Source organism: Archangium gephyra, assembly GCF_049060025.1.
Taxonomy (GTDB): domain Bacteria; phylum Myxococcota; class Myxococcia; order Myxococcales; family Myxococcaceae; genus Archangium; species Archangium gephyra_A.
Window position 1 is genome coordinate 3,938,930 of the sequence record NZ_JBMEQQ010000002.1, and the last position, 12,258, is coordinate 3,951,187.

Sequence of the window (12,258 nt, forward strand, 5' to 3'; positions counted from 1 at the left end):
CGCATCAACGGCAGCGGTGGCGGCAGCGATGACTGGGGCTGGGGTTGTTGCACGCTACCGGCCTCCCAACTTCTTCTGGAGCGGCTTGAGGGCCTTCTTCACCCGGGCCGCCTCCGGCGAACCGCCCGCGAGCTTCAGGAACGTCCCATAGGCCTGCACCGCCCGCTCCGTCTCGGCGGGGTTGCGCACCAGCGCGTCCGCCAGCGCCAGCCACGCCAGTCCGTCCACGGGCTCCAGCTCCACCGCGCGGTTGAGCGCCTTCAGGGCCGCGGCCTCGTCACGCTGCCTCAGCGCCACCTGCCCCAGCACCAGGTGGTTGCGTCCGGAGAAGGGCTCCAGCCGCACCGCCTCGTCCGCGGCCGCCCGCGCGTCCTTCGCCGCTCCGGCGGCCAGCAGCACCCGAGCCATGGCCGCCTGGGCGAATGACTTGTCCCACGTGGTGGAGGCCTTCTCGGCGATGCCCTGCAGCACCTTCGCCGCGGCCCGTCCGCCCGAGTCCTCCACCCAGTGCTCACCCGAGCGGCCGCACGGCGTCTCGGGACCCTCGCGCCGCGCCGCCTCGTAGGCCTTGCCCGCGTTGGCCACCAGGCCCTGCCGCAGGAACGCCCGGGCGATGCCGCAGAAGGTCTCCGCCGACTTGCTGTCCAGCTTGTTGGCGCTCTCCAGGGCGCTGAAGCCACCCCGCGTGTCTCCCAGCGCGAAGAGGATGTCCGAGCGCACGCGGTGCGCCTCGGGATCGTTCGACACCAGCTTCACCGCGCGCCCGGAGGCCGCCTCCGCGTCCTTCATCTTCCCGGTCTGGTAGAGGGCCATCGCGAAGCCCTTGTGGGCCCCCGCCGCGCCCGGGTTGTCGAGCTGCCACTCCTCGAACTGCTTGAGGGCCTCGGTCGTGCGGCCCAGCGCCAGCAGCGCCCGGCCGAGCGCCTCGCGCGCCTCGCCGTGCGCGCCGTTGCGCTCCACCGCCTGCGTCAGCGGCTTCATCGCCAGGTCCGGCAGCCCCCGGGCGATGAGCAACCGGCCCAGCGCGCACGAGGCCTCGTAGTCCCGCGTGCCCTCGGCCACCGCCGCCTCCAGCAGGGTGCTCGCCTTGTCCAGGGCCTTGTCCTGCCAGTGCAGTTGCCCCAGCGCCGTGCGCACCTCGGCCTTGGCCTTCTTCGTCGCCGCGAGCGTCTTCTCCAGCGCCTCGTACGCCCGGGCCCGCTCGCCCTCGGCGGCGTCGGCCTGCGCCAGGTAGATGATGGCCTCGGCGGGGTAGCGGTCCTCCACGCGCGTGCGGGCCAGCTCCACCCGGGCGCGCTTGAAGTCTCCCAGCTTCGCGTACGCCGCGGCCCTCACCAGCGCCACCTCGGGGCCCTCCCCTTCCACCCGGGAGAGCACCTCGCGCTCGCGATCGCGGTCCAGCAGCGCCCGGCCCAGTCCCGCCGCGGCCTCCTCGCTGCTGGGCTTCAACGTCAGGGCCTGCTCGAAGGCCCGCTGCGCGGCGGCCATGTCCCCGGCCGCGCGATTCGCCTCGCCGAGCGCCAGGGAGATCTCATAGGCCAGCGGGCCCTTCACGCCCTCGGCCAGCAGCGTCCGCGCCTCGCTGGCCTTGCCCAGGGCCGTCATCAACCGGCCCCGCACCAGCCGGTGGCGCTCGCGCAGGGAGACCGGCAGCGCGTCACCCTTCAGCCCCTGCACGTCCGCGAGGGCCTGCGCCAGCTCCTGGCCGAGCGCCAGGCGGCTCTCCGCGACACCGAGGCGCGCCACCGGGTGCTCGGGGGCCAGCTTCGTGGCGGCCGAGTACATCTTCAGGGCGTTCACCGCATCGCCCGCGTCGCGGTAGTAGGCGCCGAGCGACACCAGGGCGCGCACGTTGCGCGGCGACAGCTTCAGCGCGCGCTCGAGGCGCTCCAGGCCCTCCTTCTCCAGGCCCTGCTCCAGGAGCACGCCACCGGCCAGGCCGTGCGCCTCCGGGCTCTCCACCTTCGCGGCCAGCAGCGCGCGGCGGGCGGCGTCACGGCCCTGCGCGTCGGCCACCAGCGCGTCCACGACCAGGGAGCTCACCGGATGCTCCGTGCGCACCCCGGGGCGGCCGAGCGCCTCGAGCGCCTGGGTCCGCTCCTCGGCGGAAGCCGTGTCCGCGTACCGCAGGGCGTGGGCATAGGCCGAGAGGGCCCAGGCCCGGGTGTTGTCGTCCTCCAGCGCCACCACGTGGGAGAGCAGCGAGAGCGACTCCTGCCGGGAGGCCTCCGTGTCCTGCTCCAGCAACCGGGAGACGCGATCCAGGGCCGAGGCGAGCGCCTGTCCGCCCTGCTTCGCGCGCACCACGAGGAACACGCCGCACAGCAGCACCAGGACGGCCGCCGCCGCCGCCACCTTCATCGCCCGGGGTGGGAGGAAGGAGGCCGAGTCCTTGGGAAGCAGCTTCTCGCGCAGCTCGCGCTCGTAGGCCGCCGTGAGGGCCGCCACGTCCTGCACGGGCGGCCGGGCCACCGGAGCGGCGGCCTGCGCGGGCACCACCGGGGCGGCGCCCGAGGCCTCGGGCAGCTCCGCGAGCAACCCGCGCCGGGAGCCCGTCCCGCCAGGCTGCGCGGTGGGCACGGAGTGCAGGGCCGGGGCTTCGGGCTCCAGCGCCTCGGGAGCGGCGGGCTCGGGCTCGGACTCCAGCGGCGGCAGCTCCGCGAGCAGTCCCTCGTCGTCCGCGGCAGCGGCCTCGGCCGGAGCCGTCTCCAGCGCCTCCGGACCGCCGGAAGCCTCGGCCGGGCCGGCCAGCGGCTCCTCCTCGACGGTCAGCGCCTCCTCGGGGCTCCCGGCCGGCGCGGCCTCGGACGGCGCGCCTCCGTCGATGTCACTGGCCTCCAGCGACAGCTCGACGGGCGCCTCGTCCGGAGCGGCCTCCACGCCCTCCAGCACCGGCTCGGAAGAAGCCTCCGGGGCCGGCGTGGATTCCCGGGCCTCCGCGGCCACCACCGTCTCCGCGGTCACGGCCTCGGGCGACAGCTCCGGGGCGGCCGGCGCCGCGGGGGCCTCGGCGGAAGCCTGCTCGGACGCCTCCGCGGGCGCGGCGGTCTCCTCCGAGCTCTTGGGCTCGAGGGCGTTCAGGTCTCCGAAGGCCGGGGCGGGTCCACCCGCGAGCGCGGCCTGCGCCTGCTCCATCCATCCGCGCACGCGGGCATCGTTGGGCTGCAGCGCCAACGCCTTGCGCAGAATGGGCAGTGCCGAGCGGTAGAGGCCCCGCTGCAGCAACACCTCGGAGATGAGGTTGTAGGCGTGCGGGTTTTCCTTGTCGATCGACACCGCCTGATCGAATTGCGCCATCGCCTCGGCGGGGCGCCCCATCAGGATGAGGGCCTTGCCCCACAGCACCCGCCCCGTGACCGAGTTGGGATGGTGGGAAATGCCCTGCTCGCACACGGCGATGGCGCGGGCGTGCTCGCCCTTGGCGACCAGCGCCTTGGCCAGCTCGACGAATACCGATGAAGCAGGATCCTGGGCGAGGAGCTGCTCGTAGCGCTCCACCAACGATTTGGCCATGCGGCCCGGGACCATATCACCGGCGCCTCTTCCGTTTCTCCCCCTCTGGAATGGGTGCTAGCGTTCCCCGGGTGATTCGCCTGCTTGCTGTGCTGCTCGTTTTCGCTCTCAGTGGGGGCTGCGCCCACACGAAGAAGAAGTCCGACCTGGAGACGCTTCGCCCCGTGGTGGAAAGTTTCCACCAGCGCGTGCGCTGGAAGGACTACCGCATCGCCACCCGCTTCATCGTCCCCGAGCGCCGTCAGGATTTCGAGAGGGCCCGCCGGGAGAAGCAGGACGAGCGGGACTTGTCCATCACCGACTACGAGATCGAAGAGGTCGAGGTCGTCGAGGAGGGCGAGCGGGCCATCGTCACCAGCCGCATCAAGTGGATGCGCCTGCCCTCGGTGTCCGAGCAGAGCGACACCGTCACCTCCGAGTTCATCTACCGGGAGGGGAAGTGGCTGCTGGAGAAGCAGTCCGGGGGACCCTTCGACGGAGAGCTCCCCTGAAAAAAAACCGCCCACCGTCCCGGGGCCGGCCGGAACGGTGGGCGTCGAAGGTTCCCCCATGGAACCCCCTAAGGAAGTTGATGGGGTACATAGCAACGCGGGTGCCAGTCCCCTGGCCGCCCACCGCCTTCCTGAAATCAAGGGGTTGCATGCCCCCCGTCGGGAAAAGCCCGTACCGGAAAAGCCAGGGGGCCTGACACGGATGTCAGACCCCCTTTTGAAGCCCCGTGGCTCGGGACCCTGACAGCGGCGTCAGCGGAACCCCTTACTCGCCGATGACGGAGCGGATGGTGTCGCGCATGGAGAAGCGCGGCGTCCAATCCACGTCCTGGCGCCAGCGAGAGCCGTCCACGTTGCAGAGGAACTGGATGTGGTCCAGCTCGGGCGGGGGGAAGTTGGCGATCCGGTACTTGAAGAGGAGGCCCAGGAGCGGCCGGGCCACGGGGTGCGGCACGGGGATGGCGCTGTGGCCCAGCTCGCGGTGGATGGCGGACAGGGGCACCTCGCCGGGGCCCACCACGTTGTAGACGCCCTTGGGCTCGGGGCGCAGGGCGGCCTCCACCATGGCGCGCGCCACGTCGTCCACGTGGATGAGCTGCACCATCGGATCGAACCCCGCCAGCACCCACGGGCGGCGCAGCCGCAGGTAGTTGCTGGGGGCGTTCTTGATGGTGGGACCCACGATGTGGACGGGCCGGAGGATGACCGTCTGGACAGTGGGGTGCTTCCAGAAGAAGCCATGCGCGAGCATGTCCACTTCGATGAGATCGCGCACGCCCGAGAAGCGGCTGGCCGCCATGAGCGGCGCGTCCTCGGTGAGGAAGTTGGAGTTGTCCGGGCTGGGGCCGTAGACGTTGGCCGAGGAGAGGACGACCACCTTGGGCACGCCGTATTTGGCGCAGTACTCGAGCAGGCGCGTGGTGCCCACCACGTTGAAGGAGTGGTGCTCCTCCTCGCTCATGCGCGGGTCGTGCATGATGCCCATGTGGATGACCGCGCGGATGTCGTTCTTGCGGAAGACGTCCTCCGCCTTCTTCTTGCGCAGGTCCAGCTGGTGCATCTCGATGTCCTTCGGCCGGCCCACGAAGGGGCGCCGGTCGATACCGATGATGCGCTCGTGCTTGTGCAGCACCTTGGCGAGGGCCCGGCCCAGGTTGCCGCTGATGCCGGTGATGACGACGGCCGGTCTCTTGGATGGATCCTGATTCATGGCGAGGGTGCCGGGCGCGTCACCAGAAGACGCCCTGACGCTCCTTGAGTCCCTGGTTGAGCATGCCCTGGATGGCGGTCTTCACGGTACGGACCTTCTTGTCCAGCTCGCTGTCCTCGTCGTCGGCGCGGCCGGTGAAGCGCAGCGGATCGCCGAAGTAGATGCGGTACTTGGTGGGCAGGGGCAGCGGCATCCCGGTGACGGTGAGGGGGAAGGAGGGGAAGCCGAGCAGCTTCGCCAGGGGCTTCACGTCCACCAGCGCGGGGGACTGCTCCTCGGCGCCCACCACGGCGATGGGGACGATGGGGGTGTTCGTCTCCAGGGCCAGGCGCATGAAGCCCAGGCCGAAGTCCTGGAGCTGGTAGCGCTGGGGCCACAGCTTGCCCAGGCCGCGCACGCCCTCGGGGAAGACGAGGATGGCCTCGTCGGCCTCCAGCAGGCGGCGGCAGTTCTCCGGGGTGCCGACGATCTGGCCCACGCGGGCCATGAAGGTGGAGACGTAGGGCAGCGAGGGCACCCACTTCTCCACCATGCTGCGGATGGCGCGCGGCGGGTCCGCCTCCAGCAGCAGGGCCACGCCGATCATCGCCCCGTCCATGGGGAGCTGGCCGGAGTGGTTGGAGATGAGGAGGACGCGGCCCTTGGGCACCTTCTCGATGCCGAAGGTCTCCACCCGGTGGTAGTGACGGTAGAGCCAGAAGAAGGGGGCGAGCGCCGACAGGCTGTAGTCGAGGTTGAAGCCGAACGGATCCACCCCGTACTCATTGCCGGTGCGGGCGAGCGCCTGCAGGCGCTCCTTGCGCTCCGGGCCCACCATGCGCTCCGTCCACTCCCGGGCTCCTGCTTCACCTTGTCGGAGAGCTGCTCGAGCATGGGGGCGTGTCTACACCATCGCTTCCCACGCTGGGAGGGGAACGAGGCCGGAGGGTCACCGCTACTCTACCTCCCGGGTTCGGGGTAAGACTGTCCCATTGGCGACAGTCACTCCCGGGGAGGCACGCACATGAGCGAGGAGGGGCCACGGGCGAAAGAGGACTCGGGCACCGGCACCCTGGAGGAGGACGCCACGGTGGTGCGCTCCCAGGCCGCCCCACCGGCTCAAACCCTCCAGTTCTCGGATGCGCTGGGAGAGGCCGCCACCCAGGTCCGCAGCTTCGCCACGCCGCTGTTCTCCCAGGAAGCCTCCCCCTCCGAGCCCCGCCGGAGCGGACCCGTCTCCACCGCGCCGGGACAGACGCTGGCCGGCCGCTACACCGTGCTCAACCGGCTCGGCCAGGGCGGCATGGGCGAGGTGGTGGCCGTCTATGACTCGCGGCTGGACCGGCGCGTGGCCCTCAAGCTGCTGCGCCGGGATTGGGACCCCGGCCTGTCCCAGCACGACCTGGAGACGCGCATGCTGCGCGAGGCCCAGGCCATGGCGCGCCTCTCGCACCCCAACGTGGTGGCCATCTACGACGTGGGCACCCTCGAGGACGGCGCCATCTTCATCGCCATGGAGATGGTGGAGGGGCAGACGCTGCGGCGCTGGAGCGAGCAGGCCCCGCGCACCTGGCGGGAGACGCTGGACGTGTACCTGGAGGCGGGGCGCGGGCTGGCGGCCGCGCACGAGGCGGGCCTCGTGCACCGCGACTTCAAGCCCGAGAACGTCCTGGTGGGCAAGGACGGGCGGGTGCGGGTGACGGACTTCGGCCTGGCGCGCGCCGGCACCACCACCACCCCGGTGGCCTCCTCGAACACGCCCCTGCCCCTGCCGCCGGGCGCCCTGGACAGCCCCCTCACCCTGCAAGGCACGCTGCTGGGCACGCCCCGCTACATGGCCCCCGAGCTGCTGCGGGCCGGGCCGGCCGATGCGCGAAGCGATCTGTTCGCCTTCTGCGTGGCCCTCTACGAGGCCCTCTACCGGCAACACCCCTTCTCCGGCGCGACCCAGGCCGAGTCCACCGAGGCCCAGCTCGAGGGCCGGGTGAAGCCCCCTCCAGCCAACACGGACGTGCCCGGCTGGGTGGCGCGCGCACTGGTGCAGGGGCTGCGGGCGGACCCCGCGCAGCGCCCCGCGTCCATGCAGAAGCTGGTCGCGGCGCTGGAGGTGGACCTCGATGCGCGGCGGCGGGCCCGGCGGCGCAAGACGGCCCTGGTGGCCCTGGTGACGGGCCTGGCGGGACTGACGCTCTGGAGCGCGCTGCTGCACACGGAGCAGGAGCCGGGGTGCGCCAGCATGGAGCGCGGGCTCACCGGCACGTGGGACGAGACGGTGAAGGCGCGGATGAAGCGGGCCTTCCTCGGCACCCGGCTGCCGTATGCCCAGGACACCTTCACGCGCACGGCCTCGCTGCTCGACGGCTACACGGGCACCTGGGTGCGGATGCGCACCGAGGCGTGCGAGGCCCTCCAGGAGCCCTCGCCCGGGAAGCTCGACGTGTTGAAGGTGGACTGCCTGGAGCGGCGCCGGGGCCAGTTGCGGGAGCTGACGGAGTTGTTCGCCCGCGGTCCCGACCGGGACAACCTGTCCAAGGCCGTGCAGGTGGTGCAGTCGCTGCCGCCGCTGAGCGCCTGCGCGGATGTGAAGGCGCTGACGGCCACGGTGCCCCTGCCGGAGGATCCCTCGGTGCGCGCCGCGGTGGAGACGCTGCGGGTGCAGGTGGACCGGCTGGCGACGCTGCGAATGGCCGGCCAGTACCGCGAGGCGCTGGCCCCCAGCGAGGAGCTGCTGCCGCGGGTGGAGCAGGTGGGCTACGGGCCGCTCGTGGCACAGGCCCTGTATGAGGCCGCATCGCTGAAGGACCAGGGCGGGGATTACGCGGGCGCCGAGGCCCTGGCGCGACGGGCCATCCTCGTGGCCGCGAGGAGCAAGGATCAGGTGATGGTGGCCAAGGCCTGGACGCTGCTCTTCCGGGAGGTGGGGTGGAGGCAGGCGCGCTACCAGGAGGCCCAGGGGCTGACGCTGGCCATGGAATCCGCCGTGGAGGTGGCGGATGACGACGAGACGCGCGCGGACTCGCTCAATGACCAGGCCATCGCGTTCCAGGAGATGGGCCGCTATGAGGAGGCCCGGAGCCTGTACGAGCGTGCGCTGGAGCTTCCGGCGCCACGTGCTGGGTCCCGAGCATCCGAAGGTGATCTCCGCGTACAACAACCTGGGCGTCGCGCTCGGGGCGCTGGGCAAGTACGAGGAGGCGCGGACCGCGTACGAGCAGGCGCTGAGCCTCCGGCGCAAGACGCTGGGGCCGGACAACCCACTCGTCGCCAACTCCTACAGCAACCTGGGCACGGCGCTCGGGCAGCTCGGCAAGCACGACGAGGCGAGGGAGCTGTACGAGCACGCGCTGGCCATCCGCAAGAACGCCCTGGGCCCCGAGCATCCCGACGTGGCCACCTCGCGCAACAACCTGGCCGTCGCGCTCGACGCCCTGGGCCGGTACGAGGAGGCGCTGAAGGAGGCTCGAGGGCGCGCTGGCCATCCGCGAGAAGCTGCTGAAGCCGGAGCATCCAGACATCGCCAACACGCTCAACAACCTGGGCAACGCGTTCCGGGGGCTGGGCCGGTACGAGGAGGCACGGCGGCGGCTCGAGCGCGCGCTGGTCCTGCGCGAGCAGGTGCTGGGAGCGGACCATCCCGACGTGGCCACCACGCTCAACGACCTGGGCGAGGTGCTGCGGCTCCTGAAGAAGTACCCGGAGGCCCGGGCGCGGCACGTGCGCGCGCTGGCCATCCAGGAGAAGGCCCTGGAGGCCGGGCACCCCGACATCGCCCTGTCGCTCAACGGCCTGGGCAACGTGCTCCGGGACCTGGGGAAGTACGAGGAGGCGCGGGCGCTGCACGAGCGGGCGCTGGCCCTGCGCGAGAAGGCGTTGGGGCCCGAGCACCCGCTGGTGGCGGAGTCGCGCGAGACCCTGGCCCGGACGCTGGAGCGGGCGCGCCCGGGAAGCACCCGGAAGAAGAGCGAGAGGACGACCCTGGCGGTGCCCGTCCCCTGAGCGCGGCGGCTACACGGTGAGGGCGAGGTGGGAGGCCGCATCGCGCAGCGTCACCACCTCGTAGTCGGACTTCAGCCAGCCGAAGAGGGTCCTCAACCGCTCCAGCTTGTGCGCGGCGGGCACCCGCAAGTCCCTCTGCTGGCGCACCAGCTCGGGCGGGATGCCGTCCTGGGCGTCCAGCACGTCCGCCGCGTGCAGCTCGAGGTTGAAGAACGTGTCGCCCTGGAGGGAGCGGTACGCGGCCCGGATGGCCGGCAGGGGCAGCGTGAGGGCGAAGGTGCCGATGAAGGGGAAGCGCACGCCGGGCGTCACCGCCATGGGCAGCTCCAGCACGGCCCCCGAGCCCCGCTGGTAGGGCCGGGCCGGGTCTGGCCGGTACGGCGTCCGGGGCGCGAGCAGCACCCGGGGCGAGTCCAGCACCGCCCGAGAGGGGCGCCCCAGCAGGGCCAGCGAGCCCATCACCGCCGCCTTGGCCGTGTAGTACGGGACGGCGGGAAAGGCGGAGGAGCCATAGCGGTAGCCGCGCTCCACCGTCGCCGCGTACAGGGCGGCGTTGAGCGTATAGCCCGGCGCGCGGAAGCCCACCGGACGCACGCCCGTGGCCGCCTCGAGCACCTCGTCCGCGCGCCGAAGATCCTCGCGGATGCGCTCGGGAGGGCGCCGCGTCAGCGCGTAGTCGTGCGAGAAGCTGTGACTCGCCACCTCCACACCCGCCCGGTGCGCCGAGCGCAGGGCCTCCGCGGCCCCCGCGTCCGCCGCCACGTCCTCGCCGATGGCGAAGAACGTCCCCGGCACGCCCACCGACTCGAGCAACTGCCTCAGCCGGGGCACCGCCGTGGTGTAGACTAGCCCCCGCGCCCTCGCATCCAGCAACGACTCGGGCAGCCCGTGGATGCGGCAGTAGTGCGGCAGCGAGTCCAGGTCGACGGAGATGGATGCGAGCCGCCGCGCCACCCGCGCCTCCTCAGGTGCCGCGGATGCGGATGACGTAGAAGAGCTTGCCCACGTTCCTCAGCACGTTGGGCACGCGCCTGAAGAGGTGGATGGAGGGCTGGCGCTTCTCCTGGAGCTGGATGGGGATCTCCACCACCCGCAGCCCCTCGCGCCAGGCGCGGATGACGAACTCGCTGGCGAACACGTCCATGTCCACCACGCACTTGGCCACCACCGGCATCAACGCCTCGCGCCGGAAGGCCTTCAGCCCGTGCGTGTCCGTGCCCTGGAAGCCCAGCGTCACCCGCAGCAGCCTGGTGTGCACCCGCGTGGCCACGCGCCGCACGAGGGGCCGCTGATCACTCGCGCCCTTGGCCGCCTTCGAGCCCACCACCATGTCCGCCCCACCCTTCTCCAGCACCGGCAGCGCGGCGTCGTAGAAGCTCAGGTCGCACAGGTCGATCTCATCGCAGAAGACGTAGGTGCCGCGGGCCTTCTCGATGCCCGCCTTCAGCGCCACGCCATAGTTGGGCCGCTCCGAGTGGAACCAGCGCAGGCGCGGGTTCTTCGCGCACAGCGCCTCCAGAATCTGGGGCGTGGCGTCGCGCGAGCCGTTCTCCGCGAAGATGATCTCGTAGTCCCACCCGCGCGCATCCAACCCCTGCGAGAGCTCCGCCGCGGCGGAGGCGACGATGGACGCCTCGTTGTAGACGGGAATGACGATCGAGAGGTACGGGGCCATGGGCGGACGTGCGACCTAGCACGCCCCCGAGGGCCCCGTCGATGCACAACTACCGCCGGCGCCCGCCCTCCGTCAGCCGTTCAACCGGCGCGCGAAGGCCCGCCCACCGAGGATGGCGTCCTCCATGGACGAGTACTCCCACTGCCCGTACCGCCCCGCGATGTGGATGCGCGCGTGCTCCAGGAAGTGGAGGATCTCCGTCTTCGCCGGCCCGTACGCCTCGTCATAGAGGACATAGGCGTGGGGAATCTCGCGCGCCTGGGCGAAGAGGATGTCGTCCGCCGAGTTCACCATGCGCGAGCGCACCAGGTCCTCCACCGCGTACGCCTCGGCCTGGGCCATGGAGACCTCGCCGTGGTGGCTGTACTCCACATAGAAGGTGGAGGTGTCCGGAGGCGCCAGCGGCGCGTACACCGCCGAGGGCGAGCCGATGCGGTACGTCTTGAACTCGGGCTCGGGCAGGTAGATCCAATGCCACGGCTGCGGATTCTTTCCCCGGGCGGCCACGCACACGTACGTCACCGTGGTGGCGCGCAGACGTCCGGCAGCGGCCAGCACCTCGTCGGGCACCCCGGAGCCGCCCTTGCCCACCAGCCGCACCAGCCCCGGCAGGGAGATGGTGGAGAGCAGCTCCGAGTAACCGAGCGTGCGCCCGTCCGACAGTGTGAGCTGCCGGGCCTTCCAGTCGATGGCGGTGGGCTCGGTGTTGACGCTCAACTCCCCGCCCTTCAGGTGGGCGAGCATGGCGCGGGCGAGGCTCTCGATGCCGCCCTCGCGCGGGTAGACGAAGGAGGCGTTGTAGCCCAGCGCATCGCTCCCCACGCCCAGCGCCCCGTCCACCACCTCCTTCAAGGTGGGGCGCGGCACGAACCGGCCCACCCAGGCGGCGGACAGCTCGGACGGGTCCACCGTCCACAGCTTCTTGTTGTAGGGGAACATGAAGTTCTTCGCGAACCCCTCCCCCATGTAGCGCAGGATGAACTCGGCGAAGTCGCGCGGCTCGCGCTCGCGCAGCGCCCGGCCCTTCTCCCCGTATACGGCCTCCACGTAGCCGATGAGGTTCTCCGCCACCACCTCGGGGGGCAGCCCGTGGGTGTTGACCTGGTACGGAAAGCGCGTGAAGACCCCCCGCGAGTAGACGGCCGCCTTTCGTTGAATGGTGACCAACTGGCCGGGGAGCCAGCGGGTATCCACCAGTTCCTTGATCTCCGGGTCTCTGAGGTGCAACCAGTGGCCGGTGGGATCGAAGGCACACCCGTCGATGACCTCGGTCTTGATGAGACCGCCGACCCGCTCGGACTTCTCGATGAGGCGCCAGGGGCGCTGCAGGAAATGAGCGGCGGACAGCCCCGCGAGGCCCGCGCCGAGGATGACGATGGGTTCCATGGAAAAGC

Annotated in this window: 7 protein-coding genes and 3 pseudogenes; 4 read left to right on the forward strand and 6 right to left on the reverse strand. The window is 71.5% G+C overall.

Going from position 1 to position 12,258, the window contains the following annotated elements:
* Positions 1–54: 54 nt before the first annotated feature.
* Entirely contained in the window at positions 55–3,513 is a 3,459-nt protein-coding gene (locus ACN28I_RS17120; RefSeq protein ID WP_420943075.1) for a tetratricopeptide repeat protein, read from the reverse strand.
* 164 nt (positions 3,514–3,677) lie between these two features.
* Here ACN28I_RS17120 and ACN28I_RS17125 point away from each other — a divergent pair, with 164 nt between their 5' ends.
* On the forward strand, positions 3,678–4,004 hold the full coding sequence (locus ACN28I_RS17125) for a hypothetical protein (protein WP_420943076.1): 327 nt from the start codon (positions 3,678–3,680) through the stop codon (positions 4,002–4,004).
* Positions 4,005–4,269: 265 nt separating this feature from the next.
* Here the strand turns inward: ACN28I_RS17125 and ACN28I_RS17130 are convergent, their stop codons facing one another.
* Both ACN28I_RS17130 and ACN28I_RS17135 read right to left on the reverse strand, forming a co-directional pair.
* Positions 4,270–5,214, reverse strand: coding sequence for an SDR family oxidoreductase (locus ACN28I_RS17130; RefSeq protein WP_420943077.1), 945 nt, complete (start codon positions 5,212–5,214; stop codon positions 4,270–4,272).
* Between the two features lie 19 nt (positions 5,215–5,233).
* Positions 5,234–6,087 (reverse strand): annotated as a pseudogene (locus ACN28I_RS17135) (lysophospholipid acyltransferase family protein).
* 130 nt (positions 6,088–6,217) lie between these two features.
* Here ACN28I_RS17135 and ACN28I_RS17140 point away from each other — a divergent pair.
* The 3 genes and pseudogenes from ACN28I_RS17140 to ACN28I_RS17150 all read left to right on the forward strand — a co-directional run.
* Positions 6,218–7,276, forward strand: a pseudogene (locus ACN28I_RS17140) (serine/threonine-protein kinase); the annotation flags it as partial.
* 976 nt (positions 7,277–8,252) lie between these two features.
* Positions 8,253–8,618: pseudogene (locus ACN28I_RS17145) on the forward strand (tetratricopeptide repeat protein); the annotation flags it as partial.
* Positions 8,619–8,706: 88 nt separating this feature from the next.
* Positions 8,707–9,189 carry a tetratricopeptide repeat protein gene (locus ACN28I_RS17150; protein WP_420948656.1) on the forward strand — a complete coding sequence of 161 codons (483 nt, stop codon included), beginning with the start codon at positions 8,707–8,709 and terminating at the stop codon, positions 9,187–9,189.
* A gap of 9 nt (positions 9,190–9,198) precedes the next feature.
* Here ACN28I_RS17150 and ACN28I_RS17155 read toward each other — a convergent pair whose 3' ends face one another.
* The 3 genes from ACN28I_RS17155 to ACN28I_RS17165 form a co-directional block, all read right to left on the reverse strand.
* A complete protein-coding gene (locus tag ACN28I_RS17155; protein ID WP_420943078.1) occupies positions 9,199–10,143 on the reverse strand; it encodes a polysaccharide deacetylase family protein in 945 nt (314 codons plus the stop codon).
* Positions 10,144–10,153: 10 nt separating this feature from the next.
* Positions 10,154–10,864: a glycosyltransferase family 2 protein gene (locus ACN28I_RS17160; protein WP_420943079.1), complete on the reverse strand. Its 711-nt coding sequence runs from the start codon at positions 10,862–10,864 to the stop codon at positions 10,154–10,156.
* Positions 10,865–10,936: 72 nt separating this feature from the next.
* Positions 10,937–12,250 carry a protoporphyrinogen/coproporphyrinogen oxidase gene (locus ACN28I_RS17165; protein WP_420943080.1) on the reverse strand — a complete coding sequence of 438 codons (1,314 nt, stop codon included), beginning with the start codon at positions 12,248–12,250 and terminating at the stop codon, positions 10,937–10,939.
* Between the last annotated feature and the right edge of the window lie 8 nt (positions 12,251–12,258).